The 17,609-nt window shown below is 49.9% G+C and carries 16 protein-coding genes; 9 read left to right on the top strand and 7 right to left on the bottom strand.

The features are described 5' to 3' along the window. The first annotated feature begins 226 nt into the window (after positions 1-226). The 3 genes from O3681_RS09935 (at position 227) to nagZ (ending at position 4,565) form a co-directional block, all read left to right on the top strand. Positions 227-1,726: a DegQ family serine endoprotease gene (locus O3681_RS09935; RefSeq protein ID WP_049331212.1), complete on the top strand. Its 1,500-nt coding sequence runs from the start codon at positions 227-229 to the stop codon at positions 1,724-1,726. 133 nt (positions 1,727-1,859) lie between these two features. Continuing rightward, complete coding sequence (locus tag O3681_RS09930) at positions 1,860-3,380, top strand: Na+/H+ antiporter NhaC family protein (RefSeq protein ID WP_371459870.1); 1,521 nt, start codon at positions 1,860-1,862, stop codon at positions 3,378-3,380. Positions 3,381-3,479: 99 nt separating this feature from the next. Further along, a complete protein-coding gene (gene nagZ, locus O3681_RS09925) occupies positions 3,480-4,565 on the top strand; it encodes a beta-N-acetylhexosaminidase (RefSeq protein ID WP_371459869.1) in 1,086 nt (361 codons plus the stop codon). A gap of 78 nt (positions 4,566-4,643) precedes the next feature. On the opposite strand, the gene O3681_RS09920 is transcribed toward nagZ, so the two are convergent. Beyond that, the gene (locus tag O3681_RS09920) at positions 4,644-5,390 is read right to left on the bottom strand and encodes an amino acid ABC transporter permease (protein WP_295864283.1); all 747 of its coding nucleotides are present in this window, start codon (positions 5,388-5,390) and stop codon (positions 4,644-4,646) included. Positions 5,391-5,716: 326 nt separating this feature from the next. On the opposite strand from O3681_RS09920, the gene yegQ reads away from it, so the two are divergent. Next, on the top strand, positions 5,717-7,072 hold the full coding sequence (yegQ, locus tag O3681_RS09915) for a tRNA 5-hydroxyuridine modification protein YegQ (RefSeq protein WP_371459868.1): 1,356 nt from the start codon (positions 5,717-5,719) through the stop codon (positions 7,070-7,072). A gap of 63 nt (positions 7,073-7,135) precedes the next feature. Here yegQ and hemC read toward each other — a convergent pair whose 3' ends face one another. Continuing rightward, positions 7,136-8,071 (bottom strand): hydroxymethylbilane synthase, encoded by a 936-nt coding sequence (gene hemC / locus O3681_RS09910; protein WP_371459867.1) that lies wholly within the window; start codon positions 8,069-8,071, stop codon positions 7,136-7,138. A 118-nt stretch (positions 8,072-8,189) separates the two neighbouring features. Here hemC and ybeY point away from each other — a divergent pair, with 118 nt between their 5' ends. From ybeY to O3681_RS09885, 5 genes are all read left to right on the top strand, one after another. After that, complete coding sequence (gene ybeY / locus O3681_RS09905) at positions 8,190-8,705, top strand: rRNA maturation RNase YbeY (protein ID WP_070826620.1); 516 nt, start codon at positions 8,190-8,192, stop codon at positions 8,703-8,705. A 1-nt stretch (position 8,706) separates the two neighbouring features. After that, positions 8,707-9,549, top strand: coding sequence for an HlyC/CorC family transporter (locus O3681_RS09900; protein ID WP_371459866.1), 843 nt, complete (start codon positions 8,707-8,709; stop codon positions 9,547-9,549). Then, positions 9,546-10,283, top strand: coding sequence for a methionine ABC transporter ATP-binding protein (locus tag O3681_RS09895; protein ID WP_004519679.1), 738 nt, complete (start codon positions 9,546-9,548; stop codon positions 10,281-10,283). The genes O3681_RS09900 and O3681_RS09895 overlap by 4 nt, the downstream gene beginning before the upstream one ends. Position 10,284: 1 nt before the next feature. Next, a complete protein-coding gene (locus tag O3681_RS09890) occupies positions 10,285-10,971 on the top strand; it encodes a methionine ABC transporter permease (RefSeq protein ID WP_371459865.1) in 687 nt (228 codons plus the stop codon). 196 nt (positions 10,972-11,167) lie between these two features. Further along, entirely contained in the window at positions 11,168-12,079 is a 912-nt protein-coding gene (locus O3681_RS09885; RefSeq protein ID WP_070589559.1) for a MetQ/NlpA family ABC transporter substrate-binding protein, read from the top strand. A 595-nt stretch (positions 12,080-12,674) separates the two neighbouring features. Here the strand turns inward: O3681_RS09885 and O3681_RS09880 are convergent. The 5 genes from O3681_RS09880 to O3681_RS09860 form a co-directional block, all read right to left on the bottom strand. Next, positions 12,675-13,694: an FAD:protein FMN transferase gene (locus O3681_RS09880; RefSeq protein ID WP_371459864.1), complete on the bottom strand. Its 1,020-nt coding sequence runs from the start codon at positions 13,692-13,694 to the stop codon at positions 12,675-12,677. Positions 13,695-13,812: 118 nt separating this feature from the next. Further along, positions 13,813-14,307, bottom strand: coding sequence for a nitrous oxide reductase accessory protein NosL (locus O3681_RS09875; RefSeq protein ID WP_070695420.1), 495 nt, complete (start codon positions 14,305-14,307; stop codon positions 13,813-13,815). Continuing rightward, the gene (locus O3681_RS09870) at positions 14,304-15,134 is read right to left on the bottom strand and encodes an ABC transporter permease (protein WP_371459863.1); all 831 of its coding nucleotides are present in this window, start codon (positions 15,132-15,134) and stop codon (positions 14,304-14,306) included. Before O3681_RS09870 ends, O3681_RS09875 begins: the two co-directional genes overlap by 4 nt. Then, positions 15,131-16,030, bottom strand: a complete 900-nt coding sequence (locus tag O3681_RS09865; RefSeq protein ID WP_371459862.1) for an ABC transporter ATP-binding protein — start codon at positions 16,028-16,030, stop codon at positions 15,131-15,133. Before O3681_RS09865 ends, O3681_RS09870 begins: the two co-directional genes overlap by 4 nt. A gap of 56 nt (positions 16,031-16,086) precedes the next feature. Then, positions 16,087-17,466 carry a nitrous oxide reductase family maturation protein NosD gene (locus tag O3681_RS09860; RefSeq protein WP_371459861.1) on the bottom strand — a complete coding sequence of 460 codons (1,380 nt, stop codon included), beginning with the start codon at positions 17,464-17,466 and terminating at the stop codon, positions 16,087-16,089. Between the last annotated feature and the right edge of the window lie 143 nt (positions 17,467-17,609).

Genomic DNA, 17,609 nt, shown 5'->3' with positions numbered 1-17,609 from the left:
TGAAAGAAGCGAACCGACCGACAGGTCATATTCCAAAGCTTTCAGACGGCCTTAAAACAATAAAATCCCAATTATCATTTTTTCATTTAAAATGAAATGCTTGAAAAAAAACCGTTAAAATGTAAAAATCCTATCTTATACATTTAAACAGCATTCAAACAATAAAACTGCCTGCCGGCTCAAACGCATGCCGACAATACGATAGGCACCGGCAAAAGGAACTTTCGTGAATATTAAAACAAACACATATCTGGCCCTTGCTGTTCTCTCAGCTTCCCTTCTTTCAGGTTGCGACAAAGTCAGCACCTTTTTCGACAAAGACGAAAACAAAGAACTTGTCCAACGCATAGAAACCAATACCGATGACGGGAAAGTCGGTATGTTGTTGCCCGACTTCGCCCAACTGGTACAAAACGAAGGACAGGCAGTCGTCAATATTCAAGCGACACCGGCAAAACGCACTGCGACACCGGATGACGACCACAGCATGGACCTGAGCCAATTCCCCGACAACGATCCGTTTTACGAGTTCTTCAAGCGCCTTGTTCCCAATATGCCCGATATGCCGCAAGAAGATACTGAAAGCGACGCTTTGAATTTCGGTTCCGGCTTTATTATCAGCAAAGACGGTTATATCCTGACCAATACCCACGTGGTTGCCGGCATGGGCAATATCAAAGTTCTGCTCAACGACAAACGCGAATACACGGCCAAACTGGTCGGCTCAGACGCCCAATCCGACGTTGCCCTCTTAAAAATCGAGCCGCAAGAAGACTTGCCGGTTGTCAAAATCGGCAATCCGAAAGATTTGAAACCGGGCGAATGGGTAGCCGCCATCGGCGCGCCTTTCGGCTTTGACAACAGCGTAACTTCAGGCATCGTCTCCGCCAAAGGCCGCAGCCTGCCGAATGAAAACTACACGCCGTTCATCCAAACCGACGTTGCCATCAACCCCGGCAACTCAGGCGGCCCGTTATTCAACCTCCGCGGCCAAGTAGTCGGCATCAACTCGCAAATTTACAGCCGAAGCGGCGGTTTCATGGGCATTTCGTTTGCCATTCCGATTGATGTTGCCATGAATGTGGCCGATCAATTAAAAGCCAACGGCAAAGTCCAACGCGGTCAATTAGGCGTGGTTATCCAAGAAGTTTCTTACGATTTGGCCAAATCTTTCGGTTTGGACAAAGCAAGCGGCGCGCTGATTGCCAAAATCATGCCGAACAGCGCAGCGCAACAAGCCGGGTTGCAAGTCGGCGATATTGTCCGCAGCGTAAACGGAGAAGAAGTCCGCGCCTCCAGCGATTTGCCGGTCATGGTCGGCTCGATGATGCCGGGTAAAGAAGTGACTTTGAGCATTTGGCGCGGCGGCAAACAAACCGATGTCAAAGTCAAACTTGGCAGCGCAGCCGAACAAACGGAAACTTCTGCAAAAGAGGCTGAACACCCGCAACACGATGGCGGCCATGACGGATTTACCGTTGAAAACGCAGGCCTGACTTTGCAGGTTGAAAACGCAGACGGCAAACAACGCTTAATCGTTCTGCGCGTTAGCGGTGCGGCCGAACGTGCCGGCCTCAAACGCGGCGACGAAATCATTGCCGTCAGCCAAATCAGCGTCAATGACGAATCCACTTTCCGTAGCGCATTGGAAAGCTCAGGCAAAAACGTACCGCTTTTGGTACAACGCGAAGGCAATACTTTGTTCCTCGCGTTAAATCTGCAGTAGTCCGATTTTTCAGACGGCATGATGATGTGTTAGATGATAAAATACCCATCTGTCAGAGGCGGTGGGTATTTTGTTATCCGTCTTCCAATTTAGGCCGTCTGAAAATATTTCACCGCTTATATACAATATAATTATGCAACTTATTAATTATTCAAATTCTATTTTATCCATTGTCCCGGCAGCCATTGCGCTCGCCTTGGCCATTGCCACGCGCCGTGTATTGCTGTCCCTCGGTGTCGGCATTATCGTCGGCTCATTCCTGCTGGTAGGCGGTAATCCACTCGATGCTTTGGTTCACTTGAAAGACATGGCAGTCAGTCTGACTTGGGCGGACGGCGATTGGTCTTTGGGCAAACCCAAAATCCTGCTCTTTTTGGTGCTTTTGGGGATTTTTACTTCCCTGCTGACACATTCCGGCAGTAACCAAGCATTTGCCGATTGGGCAAAACAGCACATCAAAGGCCGTCGCGGTGCAAAACTGCTGACTGCCTGTCTGGTATTCGTTACCTTTATTGACGACTATTTCCACAGCCTTGCCGTCGGTGCGATTGCCCGCCCTGTAACCGACAAATTCAAAGTTTCCCGCGCCAAACTGGCTTATATCCTTGACTCCACTGCCGCGCCGATGTGCGTTTTGATGCCGGTATCCAGCTGGGGGGCATCGATTATCGCTACTTTGGCAGGCCTTTTGGTGACTTACAACATTACAGACTACACACCAATGGGCGCATTCGTGGCCATGAGCCTGATGAATTACTACGCCGTCTTCGCATTGATTATGGTGTTTGTCGTTGCCTGGTTCTCCTTCGACATCGGCTCCATGGCTCGTTTGGAACGCGCCGCTTTGAATGAAATTCATGACGAAACCGTTGAAACAGACCATCCCAACGGCCGTGTATTCGCACTGATTGTGCCGGTTTTGGTACTGATTGTCGCCACTGTTTCCGCCATGATTTACACTGGCGCACAAGCTTCTGAAACTTTCTCTTTGCTCAGCTCGTTTGAAAATACCGATGTGAACACTTCCCTCGTGTTCGGCGGTACTTGTGGCGTATTGGCCGTCATCCTCTGCACCATCGGTACCATCAAAACCTGCGACTACCCTAAAGCCATTTGGCAGGGCATCATCTCTATGCGCGGTGCCATTACCATCTTGATTTTGGCGTGGATTATTAGCACTGTTGTCAGCGAAATGCACACCGGCGAATACCTCTCCACTTTGGTGGCAGGCAATATCCACGCAGGCTTCCTGCCCGTGATTTTGTTTATGCTCGCAGGCGTGATGGCCTTCGCTACCGGCACAAGCTGGGGCACATTCGGCATCATGTTACCGATTGCCGCCGCCATGGCCGTCAAAGTCGAGCCTTCGCTGATTATCCCTTGCATGTCTGCCGTAATGGCCGGTGCCGTATTTGGCGACCACTGCTCGCCGATTTCCGACACCACCATTCTCTCTTCTACCGGCGCACACTGTAACCACATCGACCACGTTACCTCGCAATTCCCTTATGCGCTGACCGTAGCCGCGTCTGCTGCCACAGGCTACCTCGCACTGGGCATGACCGGCTCTGCACCTTTAGGTTTTGTGGTAACCGGCATCGTGATGGTTGTGTTGATTTTCATCTTAAAAGACAAGAAAAAAGCAACTGCCTAATTCAAAACCAATATATTCAGACGGCCTGAGATATTCCTACACTCTCAGGCCGTCTGAACATAACGATTATCCAATATATACATTATTCAGGACAAAACAATGAATACGCCTCATCTTCCACGCGGCCCAGTCATGGCCGACGTCGCTGCCTATCATCTGACCGAAGAAGAAAAACAACGCCTGCTCGACCCTGCCGTCGGTGGCGTTATTTTGTTCCGCCGCAACTTTGAAAACGTTTCCCAGCTTAAAGCTTTGGTTCAAGAAATCAAAGCCGTCCGTACACCTGAACTCATCATCGCCGTCGACCACGAAGGCGGACGGGTTCAACGTTTTATTGACGGCTTTACCCGCCTACCGGCCATGAACGTATTGGGCGAAATTTGGGATAACGAAGGCAAAGAAGCCGCCTGCGCCCAAGCAGAACAAGTCGGCTGGGTTTTGGCTACCGAACTTTCGGCCTGCGGTATCGACCTATCCTTTACACCTGTATTGGATTTGGATTGGGGTCAATGCGCCGTCATCGGCAACCGCAGTTTCCACCGCGACGCCAACATCGTTACCCAGCTTGCCCTTGCCCTGCAAAAAGGTCTGAACAAAGGCGGTATGAAATCTTGCGGCAAACACTTCCCTGGCCACGGCTTTGTCGAAGGCGACAGCCATCACGTCCTGCCTTGCGACGAACGCAGCCGCGAAGCGCTCGAAGCCGCCGACCTTATCCCATTCCGAGCATTGAGCCAAGCAGGCATGGCCGCAGTCATGCCTGCCCACGTCGTATACCCGCAAATCGACAGCCAACCTGCTGGCTTCTCCGAAAAATGGCTAAAACAAATCCTACGCCAAGAAATCGGATTTAACGGCGTTATCTTTTCAGACGACCTGACCATGGAAGGCGCATGTGGTGTCGGCGGTATTAAAGAACGCGCCCGCCTTTCTTTTGAAGCAGGCTGCGATATTGTACTGGTATGCAACCGCCCTGACTTGGTAGATGAATTGCGAGACGGTTTCCACGCACCGGCAAACGCCGATTTAGCAGCACGTTGGCAATACATGGCCAACACATTGACCGTACAAGAAGCTGCCGACATCATGGCAACCGAAGAATTCCAAGCCGCCCAACAGGCGACCGCCAAACTGGCAACGCCTAAAGACATCGCAGGCGGTGTCAAAGTCGGCGAAGCATTCTGATTCAAGGCCGTCTGAAACATTGATAGCAAATAAAAAAGGAAGACTTGAAAAAGTCTTCCTTTTTTTGATTCAAACCGATTAGCGGTGTTGCGGATTGTAACGGCTTTCCAATCGCAGGAATACCCAACCCAAAAAGCTTGTCAGCACCAAATAAATCAGCGCGATTGTATAAAGCGGCTCTTCATAGACAGAATAGCGGCCGGTAATCGTGCTTTGCACATAAGCCAACTCTGCCACGCCGATGACGGAAAGCAATGAGCTGTCTTTCAACAACGTAATAAACTCACTGGCCAATGGCGGCAACATACGGCGCAAAGCTTGCGGCAAAATCACATAACGCATCGCCTGAGTATAGGTCAGACCCAAAGAACGCGCAGCTTCCATTTGACCCTTATCAATCGACTGGATACCGGCACGGAAAATCTCACAAATATACGCACCCGAGTTCGCAATCAACGCCAAAGAACCGGCAATCAACGCACCATAAGAACGGCGCAAATCAATGGCTGCTTCGCCGCTAATCAATACACCGTCGGCCGGATGAACGAAAAATGGGAACCAAACATAAGCCCAAATCACAATTTGTACAAACAATGGCGTACCGCGAAACAGCGTAACATACCAAAAAGAAATCTTACGCAACACCCAAGCCAAGGCACGCATCGGTGCACCGGCTTTTTCCGGATTGATCAAACGCGCCAATGCCAGCAGCAAACCCAAAATCGAGCCGCCTGCCGTTGCAACCACCGTCAGCCCCAGCGTCGTCAATACGCCGTATAAAAACATCCAGCGGTATTCATAAATAATGTCAAAACGAAAATCCATAACCATTCCGTCGGTCAAAATCGGTAACTAATCCGAATATTTTTTAAAATGAAGCTTGATATTTTACAAGAAAATACATTGCTTGAACGGTTTTTTGTTAAATTAATCCACCCAACCCTGCTTTTTTACATTTCCAACGTATTGCAGCCCCTTTTCACCTTTCATCATATAAGACATTTTCCGTATAAAAAACAAAGCGCAAACCCGAGACAAAATTGACCGAAACCCAAAAACAGCGGATAATCCGCCCATTCTTCAAACATCTTTCAGACGGCCTTCCCTCTTCCCTTGAGTGCCGTCTGAAAACATTTTAAAAAGCATAAAACATGAAAGCACCCGAACTCTTATTACCGGCCGGCGGCCTCGAACGTATGCGCGCTGCCTACGATTACGGCGCAGATGCTGTTTACGCCGGCAGCCCGCGTTACTCCCTGCGCGCCCGCAACAACGAATTTGCCAAACTCGACGTTCTCGAGCAAGGCATTAAAGAAGCGCACGAGCGCAACAAAAAATTCTTTTTGACCGTTAACACCCTGCCGCACAACTCCAAACTCAAAACCTTTGTTTCCGATATGGAACCCTTGATTGCCATGAAACCCGACGCGCTGATTATGGCGGATCCGGGCTTAATCATGACTGTGCGCGAAAAATGGCCGGAAATGCCGATTCACCTGTCCGTTCAGGCCAACACCACCAACTACTGGGGCGTGAAATTCTGGCAAAACATCGGTGTCGAACGCATTATTCTATCACGCGAGTTGAGCATGGAAGAAATCGCCGAAATCCGCCAAGAATGTCCCGACATCGAACTCGAAGTCTTCATTCACGGCGCATTGTGCATCGCCTACTCCGGCCGTTGCCTGCTCTCCGGCTACTTCAACCACCGCGACCCCAATCAAGGCACCTGCACCAACTCCTGCCGTTGGGATTACAAGGTTCACAACGCCACTGAAAGCGATGCAGGCGACGCCCAACTTCTGCAAGGTTTCAACTTTGAAAAAGCCCAAGAAGAAGCCAACCAAAACTTTGAAGGCATCAACGGTCAAAAACGCCATCCCTACGCCGACAAAGTTTTCCTGATTGAAGAGTCCAACCGCCCGGGCGAAATGATGCCAATTATGGAAGACGAACACGGCACCTATATCATGAACTCCAAAGACCTGCGCGGCATTGAAGTGGTTGAGAAACTGGCCAAAATCGGCGTGGACAGCCTCAAAGTCGAAGGCCGCACCAAATCGCTTTATTATGTTGCACGCGTGGCTCAATCTTACCGCAAAGCGATTGATGATGCCGTTGCAGGCCGTCCGTTTGATTACAGTCTGTTGAGCGAACTCGAAGGCCTTGCCAACCGTGGCTACACCAGCGGCTTCCTCGAGCGCCACCAAACTCAGGATTACCAAAACTACCTGAACGGCCACTCCATCGCCAAACAAAGCCAATATGTCGGCCACGTTACCGAAATTGATGAAAACGGCTGGGCGACCATCGAAGTCAAAAACCGCTTTGCAGTCGGCGATTCACTCGAAATCATTCACCCGAGCGGCAACCAAACCATCAAATTGGAACAAATGACCCGCAAAGGCCAGCCTGTCGATGTCGCCCCAGGCAACGGCATTCAGGTCAAAATTCCCAATATGCAGGGCAAAGAAAAAGCTTTGGTTGCGCGGATTATGAATCCTTAAGCATCAACAAAACAAAGGCCGTCTGAAACTTTCAGACGGCCTTTTTAAATAATCTATGCTGTTTTAAGCCTGTTCTTGCAATACGGCGGCAATCAATTCTTCCGCACCATCATCTGCCAGTTTTTTGGCGACCGCGCGACCCAAAGCATCGGCGTATTCGGCTGGGGCTTGTGCGTCCGCCTGCAAAATGATCGAACCGTCAGGATGGCCGACCAAGCCGCGCAAGGTCAGCAAGCCGTTTTCTTCAGTACAATATGCGGCCAGCGGCACTTGGCAGCTTCCGCCCAAAGCGCGCGCCAAAGCGCGTTCAGCCGTAACGCAGGCGTGTGTGGTATCGTGGTTCAATGGCTTTAAGACTTCGTACAAATCTTCGCGATGCGCTGCAATTTCAATACCCAATGCGCCTTGTCCGGCGGCAGGCAGGCTGTCGGATTCCGACAAAATCATGCGGATGCGTTCGTCCAATTCCAGACGCTGCAAACCGGCGGCGGCCAAAATAATCGCGTCGTATTCGCCGTTATCGAGTTTGGACAAACGGGTTTGCACATTGCCGCGCAAAGGTTTGATAACCAAATGCGGATAGCGCGCACGCAACTGGGCTTCGCGGCGCAGGCTGGATGTGCCTACGACGGCGCCTTTGGGCATTTCTTCCAAACGCGCGTATTGGTTGGACACAAATGCGTCAAACGGATTGGCGCGTTCGCCGATAGCTGCAAGCGCGAAACCTTCAGGCAAATCCATCGGTACGTCTTTAATCGAATGCACGGCCAAGTCGGCTCGACCGTCATACAAAGCCTGTTCCAACTCTTTGACAAACAAGCCTTTACCGCCGACTTTTGACAAAGTTCTGTCCAAAATCTGGTCGCCGCGCGTGGTCATGCCCAAAATCTCGACTTCGCAATCGGGATACAGGGCTTTCAGACGGCCTTGGATATGTTTTGCCTGCCACATGGCAAGCAGGCTTTCGCGACTGGCGATAACGAGTTTTTTCGGGTTCATAATGGTTGCCTGAAAGATGGAAAACGGCATGAAGTCTATCATATTTTGGGCGTTTTTTCAGACGGCATGAGGGTGAATATGTTATATTTACGCCTAAAAACCAAATTTTCCGGACAACATGAAACGCGCCAAACAATATCCTTTTTTATCCTTACAGCGGCAACGTTTTCATCTGAACTTTGAAAACGCTTCTTCCGCCGCCAACCTTCCTTCAGAGAATGACTTCTACCGCTGGGCGTGGTCTGCCTTGAAAAACGAATACCGCCGCGCCGACATCAGCCTGATTCTTCTGGACGAAGAAGAAGCCCGCGCTTACAACCGCGACTACCGCGGCAAAGATTACGCCACCAATGTATTGAGTTTTGCGCTCAACGAAGGCGAAATCCTGCCCGACCAGTTTTCAGACGGCCTGTATGGCGATTTGGTGATTTGCCCGCAAGTGGTTTTGAAAGAAGCCGCCGAACAAGGCAAAACACCCGAGCAGCATTTTGCCCACCTGACCATACACGGTACTTTACACCTGATGGGCTACGACCACATCGAAGACGATGAAGCCGAAATAATGGAAGCCGAAGAAATCCGCCTAATGCTGGCGGCAGGCTTCCCCAACCCCTACCAAGAGGACGAATATTAAAATGGACGGTACGCAGTCGAAACCCAAGTTTTTCGAACGCCTAATCTCCCGACTTGCCGGCGAGCCCAACTCCGCCGAAGACGTATTGACCCTGCTGCGCCAAGCGCACGAGCAGGAAGTTTTTGACGCCGACACACTGACCCGGCTGGAAAAAGTACTGGACTTTGCCGAGCTGGAAGTGCGCGATGCCATGATTACGCGCAGCCGCATGAACGTATTGAAAGAGAACGACAGCATCGAGCGCATCACGGCCTACGTCATCGAAACCGCCCATTCGCGTTTCCCCGTCATCGGCGAAGACAAAGACGAAGTCTTGGGTATTTTGCACGCCAAAGACCTGCTCAAATATATGTTCAACCCCGAGCAGTTCCACCTGAAATCCGTCTTGCGCCCTGCAGTTTTCGTCCCCGAAGGCAAATCACTGACCTCCCTTTTAAAAGAATTCCGCGAACAACGCAACCACATGGCGATTGTTATCGACGAATACGGCGGCACATCCGGTTTGGTCACCTTTGAAGACATCATCGAGCAAATCGTCGGCGACATCGAAGACGAGTTTGACGAAGACGACAGCGCCGACAATATCCACGCCGTTTCTTCCGAACGCTGGCGCATCCACGCAGCTACCGAAATCGAAGACATCAACACCTTCTTCGGTACGGAATACAGCAGCGAAGAAGCCGACACCATCGGCGGTCTGGTCATTCAAGAGTTAGGGCATCTGCCCGTACGAGGCGAAAAAGTCATCATCGGCAGCCTGCAATTTACCGTCGCACGCGCCGACAACCGCCGTCTGCACACCCTGATGGCCACACGAATTAAAGAAAACACGGATAAACCATGATTATTCTGGATCACGTCTCCAAACACTATCAAACACGCGACAACAAAGACTTTGTCGCCGTCGAGCCGACCAGCCTCGAAATCAAACAGGGTGAAATCTTTGGCCTAATGGGCTATTCCGGTGCGGGCAAATCCACCCTGCTGCGCCTGATTAACTTATTGGAACGCCCGGATACAGGTACCGTCAGCGTGTGCGGCCAAGAGCTGACCGCACTCAACGCCACGCAACTGCGCCACGCCCGACAAAACATCGGCATGGTATTCCAACAGTTCAACCTATTGAGCAACCGTACCGTTGCCGAAAACGTCGCCTTTCCTTTAGAAATTGCCAAATGGCCGTCTAAAAAAATCCAAGCGCGTGTTGAAGAATGTTTGGAAATCGTCGACTTGCAAGACCGTGCCAATCATTACCCGTCCCAACTTTCTGGCGGTCAAAAACAACGTGTCGGCATTGCCCGTGCGTTAGCGCCGCAACCTCAAGTCATCCTCGCCGACGAACCCACTTCCGCCCTCGATCCTGCTACTACACGCAGCGTTTTGAAGTGTTTGGAAGACATCAACCGACGTTTCAACGTAACCATCGTCATCGTTACCCACGAAATGAGCGTTATCCGCCGCCTGTGCGACCGTGCCGCCCTCTTGGACAAAGGCCGTCTGCTGGAAATCGTTGAAGTACACGGCAACCAAATCCATGCCCAATCCGAAATTGGGCAAGAGCTGATTCGAGAGGACTAATATGGCAGATTTAACATTTGAAAGTGCTGTTGAGACCATCGTCGGCATGAAGGGCGAAATTATCCAAGCCTTGGGCGAAACCTTTATTATGGTCGGCCTATCGACTACTTTCGCCGTTATCTTCGGTACGATTTTGGGCGTATTGCTGTTTGTGACGTCAAGTTATCAGTTGCACTACAACAAACAGCTGAATTTGTTTTTGGACAACATTGTCAACCTGATGCGCGCATTCCCTTTCGTCATTCTGATGATTGCCATGATTCCTGTTACACGCGCCATCATCGGCACGACCATCGGCCCGGTTGCCGCCTCATTGGTATTGAGCGTATCCGGCCTGTTCTACTTCGCCCGTCTGGTCGAGCAAAACCTGCGCGAAGTACCCAGAGGCGTGATTGAGGCAGCCTCCGCAATGGGAGCCTCACCCATGAGCATCATCTGCAAAGTGCTTTTGAATGAGGCGCGCGCAGGTATGGTTTCCAGCATTACCGTACTGGCTATCGGCCTTCTGTCGTACAGCGCGGCGGCAGGCATGATAGGCGGCGGCGGTTTGGGCGACCTTGCCATCCGTTACGGCTACTACCGCTATCAAATGGAAGTCATCATCTTCATCGTCGCCATCCTGGTTTTACTCGTTATCCTGATTCAAGGTATCGGCAACAGATTGGCACGCAAACTGGATAAACGTTAAACAAACCAGGCCGTCTGAAATAGATTACTATTTTCCAGACGGCCTGTTATCTATTTAGAACATATTAGGATATATATTCCAAATAAATTTACAAAAAACATCCTCATATTTCCAAAATAGATTTACAATCCCTCTTTTTTGACGGCGGCAGCTTGAGGCCGTCTGAAACCGTTTTATCATCCATTAGGAGCAAAATATGCAAATCAACACATTCTTCAAAACCCTTTCAGCCGCTGCGTTGGCCATCGTACTGGCTGCCTGCGGCGGTCAAAAAGACAGCGCGCCTGCTGCTTCTGCCGCTTCTTCTGCTGACAACGGCGCAGAGAAAAAAGAAATCGTCTTCGGTACAACCGTCGGCGACTTTGGCGATATGGTTAAAGACCAAATCCAACCGGCTTTGGAGAAAAAAGGCTATAAAGTCAAACTGATCGAGTTCACCGACTATGTTCGCCCCAACCTTGCTTTGGCTGAAGGCGAATTGGACATTAACATCTTCCAACACAAACCTTATCTGGACGACTTCAAAAAAGAACACAAGTTGGACATCGTTGAAGCCTTCCAAGTACCGACCGCACCTTTGGGCCTGTACCCTGGCAAACTGAAATCTTTGGACGAAGTGAAAGACGGCGTCAGCGTTTCTGCACCTAACGACCCATCCAACTTTGCCCGTGCATTGGTTATGTTGAACGAATTGGGCTGGATTAAACTGAAAGCCGACGTTGATCCGCTGACTGCCTCTAAAAACGATATTGCCGAAAACCCAAAAAACATCCAAATCGTAGAACTTGAAGCCGCCCAACTGCCACGCAGCCGTGCCGACGTTGACTTCGCCATCGTTAACGGCAACTACGCCATGAGCAGCGGCATGAAACTGACCGAAGCCCTGTTCCAAGAGCCAAGCTTCGCCTACGTTAACTGGTCTGCCGTCCGCACTGCCGACAAAGACAGCCAATGGCTGAAAGATGTAACCGAAGCCTACAACTCTGACGAGTTCAAAGCTTACTCACAAAAACGCTTTGCCGGTTACAAATATCCTGCTGCATGGGGTGAAAACGCAGCTGCAGGCGCTCAAGCCGAAGCTGCTTCTACTGCTTCTGCAACCAAATAAGTAACTTTTTGAAAAAAGGCCGTCTGAACATTCAGACGGCCTTTTTCTATTAATTATCTATTCCCAAAGCTCAAAACAAGTTTCTTGATTAACGCCAAATACTTACATAATTCCCTTTTTAAACCAAATCAATATGTTGTAAAAAAGTTCAATAAGAAATCATGTTTTTATTCAATAGAATCAATCACTAAATGAATTATTCTACTTTTTTATAATATTCACTAGTAATGTTCCGCTTATCCTGATATTATACCGCTCATCTAAAGACATCCGGTTATCTGCATTACAGACCGTTCATCTGAATTGCTTCAAACCACTTTGTCGGATTTTCCCATATTATGTTGTGTTTCTCCGTATCGAAGGGGTTTGAGCGGTCGAAATACCGTTTTGCTTAGATATTAAAGCTTCGTGCTTTGAAATGAGTGAATTTTTGTTTTAAGTGTCGTAATCTCTTGCTAATTACTCCCAGCTGCAAGAGTTTCAGGGTTGCCCCTTGGGCAGCCCTTCTTTTTTTATATTTCATTATTTCAATATCTTAGACTTTCCCTTATTCATATATTCAAACCAACTGGCAAAACCATTCTTTTTCTCAATCTCAAATCTTCTTCAATTCATTATTCGGCATCACCAGCCAAACCTGTGCCTTTTTAACTTGAGCCGCAGTACGGATGGCCGCTTCATCCATAATAGAAAATGCGGTAGAAAAAGCATCGGCAACTGCCGCACTTTCCGCCATAACGCTCATGCTTTTATAGCGCGGCTGGCTTCCGCCTGTGCGCGGGTCAAACAGATGGGTAAATTTGCCTGCCTCGTCCATTACCGTGCCATAGCCGCCCGATGTGGCAAACGCTTGATTTTTCATGGCAATGGTGGTCAGGATTTTGTCTTCTTGGTCAGGATTGCGGATGCTGACATTCCACTCGCGCTGGTTGGCATTATCAAAGCCGTAAATCTCCCCCATATCAATCAATGCCTGAGAAACGCCTTGCTGCTTCAACAATTCAGCTACTTTGTCGGTGATATAGCCTTGGGCAATGCCGTTAAGCGACAAGCCCATGCCTTTTTGGGCAAAACGGATTTCTTTGGTATCAAAATCGACTTTGTTGAAATCCACTAATTTGAGCGTGTCTTTGATACTGCGCTCAGATGGTGGCGTTTCGGTTTTTGGGTTTCGCCTGAAATGATCGGCATACAGATTCCACAATGGCTGAATGCTAGGATCAAACGCACCCTGCGTCAGCTGATGGATATCTCGGCTGATACTGAGCAGCTGCAAAAAATCGGATGGCGGATTTTTCAGACGGCCTTCTCGGTTTAAACGACTAATCAGGCTGTCGTCCCGATACAGGCTGAAGATTTTTTCCAACCGTGAAACTTCCGCTAATACTTTGTTGACCAATATTTCTGCCTGCTTGCGCCCAACGCCGAACAAACGCAATTCCGCACCCGAGCCTAATGCAATCCCTTTCCAGATAACAGGCTGTCCTTCTTGATTCGGACTGGCCGGATGAGTCGGCTGATTGGTTTTACGGCTGATGGCAAAAGGAATGCCGACACCGGCGGCTAGTGTGGCGGCGATGGCAAGGAAACGGCGGCGCGTTAAAGGGGTGGACATGGAGTATTCCTTGGATTTTTTCTCTTTACATTGAAAGCGGCATTCATTAAATCATCAATCGACAGCTTCCAACACAAAGGCCGTCTGAAACTGTTTCAGACGGCCTTTATTGGTTGTTTTATTTGAAAATGTATTCGTCGGGCATCTCTGCAAAACCGACTACTCTGCCGCCTTTTTCTTTGGCAAATTTTTCAGCTTGTGCCTTGTCGGCAAAAGGAAGCGCGTCTTCCGCACCCATGCCGCCGATAAAGCTGCTTTCGATGACGTAATAGGCTTTTTTCGCATCTATCCATTCGGCGTCAGCATTGGGTTTTTCCCAATCTTTGACTTTGCCCATATCGGTAACATAGATGACATGAATGCCTTTAGGCTCTTCGGGCAGCTTTGTATAACCGAACATCTGCTTAATGGTGGAAAACCAAACTGGTTTGTCAGGTTTGCCGTTCAAGAAGATTTGCGCTTTAGGGCCGTTGTGTTCAGTCAAATTCATGCTGCAGTAATGACCCACTGCGCTGTCGCTGATTTGTTGGGGCGCAGGCGGAGGGCTGTTATCCTGCTTGCTGCAGGCTGCCAATGCGATGAGTGTGAAGGTTGTCAATAGTATTTTTCTCATATTTGTCGCTTTCCGAAAAGCCAGGCGGCTAAAATCAAAGGAATGATAACCCATAATACCTGTGCCGTCAGCAAAACCGGCATAGTCAGGCTGATTTGTTCGCTCAAACCCGCCATGCCGGCATACATGGCTGTATTTTCGTAACCCGTCAGGTTCAGTAGGCGATAAATGTCTGCAGGGTTGAACAAAAGAACGGTTTCCACTACAGGCGCGGTAATGACTTGTTCGGTATCGGCAACCAAAACACCCAAAAGCGCCATATCGAAAATCACCACAAAAAACAACCATACGCCGATGGCGATACCGGCGGCGGTACCGCGTTCTTTAACTTTTGCGCTGATCAAATAGCCCATGGACAAAAAGGCTGCGCCAAGAATCACGCTGGCAGCAATCAAGAGGGCGAAAGGCTGCCATGCGGCAATATCAAAACCGCCGTTGGCAAGCTGAAGGGTAATACCTGCCAATCCGTAGCCTGCCGTGGTAGCAAGGGCAAGAATGATGAGGTGGCCGATAAATTTACCGGCAAGGATTTGGTTGCGCGAGATGGGGTAACTTAGCAGCAAAGCCATTGTACCGCGCTCGATTTCGCCAATCAGTGCATCATAAGAGAGCAACATCGCAATCAGCGGAATCAGGAAAATCGACAGGCTAGAGAGACTGACTACGGTTACCGTCAAGGGATCAACCTTGACCGAACCGGTAGGCGAGCTGCCGAGAAAGCCTAATGACAGTGCCAATGCGGCAAGCAAAAGTGCGGCGGCAAGAACCCAACGGTTGCGCAGGCTGTCGCGGACTTCTTTGCCGGTAATAATCCAAACGGGGTTCATACGTCTTCCCTCTTCAAGAATTGCGCGTACATATCGTCAAGTGTAGGCGTGTGGATATCGATGTAGGCAAGACTGCCCAAATCACCCAATTCGCTCAAAAGAGCCATACGCTCTTCTGCTTTACATTGTGCTTGATATGACAGGCTGTCTGAAAGCAGATGCCAACGCTCGCTCAACGGGCGCGCTTCTTTCAAGCAGACGTTGACGGTCAGCGGCAGGCCGCTTTGAACATGCAACTCATCCATGCTGCCGTCGGCAACTTTCACGCCGTTTTTCATAACGATGATGCGATCGGCGTGGCCGTCAAGCTCGGCCAGTGCATGGGTGCTGAGCAATACGGTTGCACCGCGCCCATTGAGTTCGCGCACAACTTCGTAAAACATTTGACGTGAAGCCGGATCAAGGCCGGTAGTCGGCTCGTCAAACAATAAAACTTTAGGCTCGCCCAACAAGGCTTGTGCCAAAGCGAGGCGTTGTCGCATACCTTTAGAGTAAGTGCCGACGCGGCGGCGTGCGGCCTGGGAAATGCCGACACGCTCGAGCAATTCGCGGTTTTTACTCAGGGGCTGTTTTTTAAGTTTGGCATAGAAATCCATGGTTTCGATACCGGTCAATGAAGGGTGCAATGCAACCGTTTCAGGCAGGTAACCGATTTGGCTGCGACGCTGCGCCCCTGCTTTACTGCCGGTCGGCTCTCCCAAAAGCATCACTTCGCCCTTGGTCGGCGTAATCAGGCCGAGTATCAGCTTCATAATGGTAGATTTGCCTGCACCGTTGTGTCCTGCCATGCCGACGCTCTCGCCAGCCTTGAGAACCAGATCGACTTGATTGACGGCCTTTTGGCTGCCAAACTGCTTGGTCACGTTTCTCAATTCAACGTGGTTGGTACTGCTCATGGATATTCCTCTAGTGAATGTTTCAGACGGCCTTTGATATTGGGCCGTCTGAAAGGTTACATATTGGCATTTCCGCCTGTCAGCGCACCGTTTTCGGCATTACCCCATTCGGATTGGTGCGTTTTTGCTTCATGCAGCAATTCGTCCTTCATGGCTTCGTATTTGGTTGTCGTTTTATTGCGGACAGGGTTCATCAAAGGCTTGCTGTCAATTACGCCGCCAGGCAGGATGGCGGGAAATTGCGATTGCGCCCATTTGACAATGCTGATGGCAGGGCTGTTCATCAATAACCGGGCGACGGGTGCGCGCCAGATGATTTGGTCGATAATCCCGTTGGGACGGTAGGCACTGTCGCCGAAGCCGTCGCCGTCAAGGTCAAAGGCGCTGTTATCGCTCCAATAGTTGCCGCGACCACCCTCGCCCCAATCAAGGAAACGGGTGCTGACGTATTTGACTTGGCTTTCGTTGTTGATAAACGAATTATTGAACAGGCTTGTGCCTTCAATGGCCGCGGTAAAGTGAATACCGATTTGACAGTTTTCAAAATGGTTGTCGAAAATTTTATTGTAGTTGGCATTGTAGGCAAACACGCATTTGCCTGCCTTGTTGATCACATTATCGTGAATTTCGGAATAATTGACGTAGTTGAGCATAATGCCTTGGTCGCGGCTGCCAACGGCAATGTTGCCATACACTTTCAGGCGTTCGGAAAACATCAGCACATAACCCATGTTGTTGCCGACGGAGATATTGTTGCTGACTTCGCTGTCATTGGTGTACATATAATGGACGGCAAAGCGCAAGTCGCTAAAGCGGTTGCCTTTGTAGGTATTATGAGTACTGGTATTTGAAAAAATACCGTCACGGCCTTTGGAAATATCGTTATCGACCACTTGCGCACCGGGCGCATTCCAGACGGTTACGCCGTTGCCGCGTTCGTTGACGCGCAGGGTTGCATCGCCGATGATTTTATTTTCCCGCACCATGGATTCTGCCGCACCGTGAATATACACGCCGACGGAATTGTCGATGATGTTGTTATGCTCCACCAGTGCGCGCGTTGCCGTCTCTTCTAAATAGATACCGGCATCCATTGCTGGCAAACTCATGCCGGAATGGGAAACAGTCAGATTGCGCAAAGTTACATCAGGCGCATGAACGGCAACCGTCCTCCCGCTCCGGTCGCCGACAATCTTGGCGGAACGGTCGGCAGGGCCTTCGATGGTAATGGGTTTGTCGATATAGAGTTTGGTTTTGTATGCACCGGAGGCAAGCTTGAGCGTATCGCCGGCTTGGGCGCGCGCCAAAGCATCATTGAGATTGTCTTGTGCGGATACGTTGATGACTGCGGCAAAGGCCGTCTGAACCATGCTGCCAAGCAGCAATACGAGTGCGGCACGTTGCCATTTGGAACGATGGATTTGTGTGTGCGTCATAATCATATCTCTGTTTCAGACGGCCTGCTTGCCGCATGATAAACCGATGCGGAAACAGGTATTTTGGTGTTATAGCAAAGCTGTCTGATGATGGCTTTCATTTTGTGGCCATATCGGCCGACAAACAACTTTGCTATAAAGGC

Origin of the sequence: Neisseria sp. 27098_8_158, assembly GCF_041433145.1 — a bacterium.
Lineage (GTDB): Bacteria > Pseudomonadota > Gammaproteobacteria > Burkholderiales > Neisseriaceae > Neisseria > Neisseria subflava_E.
The sequence above is the reverse complement of the archived record's forward strand: the minus strand, read 5'-3'. Positions and strand labels throughout refer to the sequence as shown.

Coding starts and splice junctions, on each gene's coding strand:
- O3681_RS09930 (WP_371459870.1), top strand. CDS start 1,860: ATGCAACTTATTAATTATTCAAATTCTATTTTATCCATTGTCCCGGCA.
- O3681_RS09860 (WP_371459861.1), bottom strand. CDS start 17,466: ATGACGCACACACAAATCCATCGTTCCAAATGGCAACGTGCCGCACTC.
- O3681_RS09870 (WP_371459863.1), bottom strand. CDS start 15,134: ATGAACCCCGTTTGGATTATTACCGGCAAAGAAGTCCGCGACAGCCTG.
- O3681_RS09875 (WP_070695420.1), bottom strand. CDS start 14,307: ATGAGAAAAATACTATTGACAACCTTCACACTCATCGCATTGGCAGCC.
- O3681_RS09920 (WP_295864283.1), bottom strand. CDS start 5,390: ATGGATTTTCGTTTTGACATTATTTATGAATACCGCTGGATGTTTTTA.
- nagZ (WP_371459869.1), top strand. CDS start 3,480: ATGAATACGCCTCATCTTCCACGCGGCCCAGTCATGGCCGACGTCGCT.
- O3681_RS09895 (WP_004519679.1), top strand. CDS start 9,546: ATGATTATTCTGGATCACGTCTCCAAACACTATCAAACACGCGACAAC.
- hemC (WP_371459867.1), bottom strand. CDS start 8,071: ATGAACCCGAAAAAACTCGTTATCGCCAGTCGCGAAAGCCTGCTTGCC.
- ybeY (WP_070826620.1), top strand. CDS start 8,190: ATGAAACGCGCCAAACAATATCCTTTTTTATCCTTACAGCGGCAACGT.
- yegQ (WP_371459868.1), top strand. CDS start 5,717: ATGAAAGCACCCGAACTCTTATTACCGGCCGGCGGCCTCGAACGTATG.
- O3681_RS09900 (WP_371459866.1), top strand. CDS start 8,707: ATGGACGGTACGCAGTCGAAACCCAAGTTTTTCGAACGCCTAATCTCC.
- O3681_RS09865 (WP_371459862.1), bottom strand. CDS start 16,030: ATGAGCAGTACCAACCACGTTGAATTGAGAAACGTGACCAAGCAGTTT.
- O3681_RS09880 (WP_371459864.1), bottom strand. CDS start 13,694: ATGTCCACCCCTTTAACGCGCCGCCGTTTCCTTGCCATCGCCGCCACA.
- O3681_RS09885 (WP_070589559.1), top strand. CDS start 11,168: ATGCAAATCAACACATTCTTCAAAACCCTTTCAGCCGCTGCGTTGGCC.
- O3681_RS09890 (WP_371459865.1), top strand. CDS start 10,285: ATGGCAGATTTAACATTTGAAAGTGCTGTTGAGACCATCGTCGGCATG.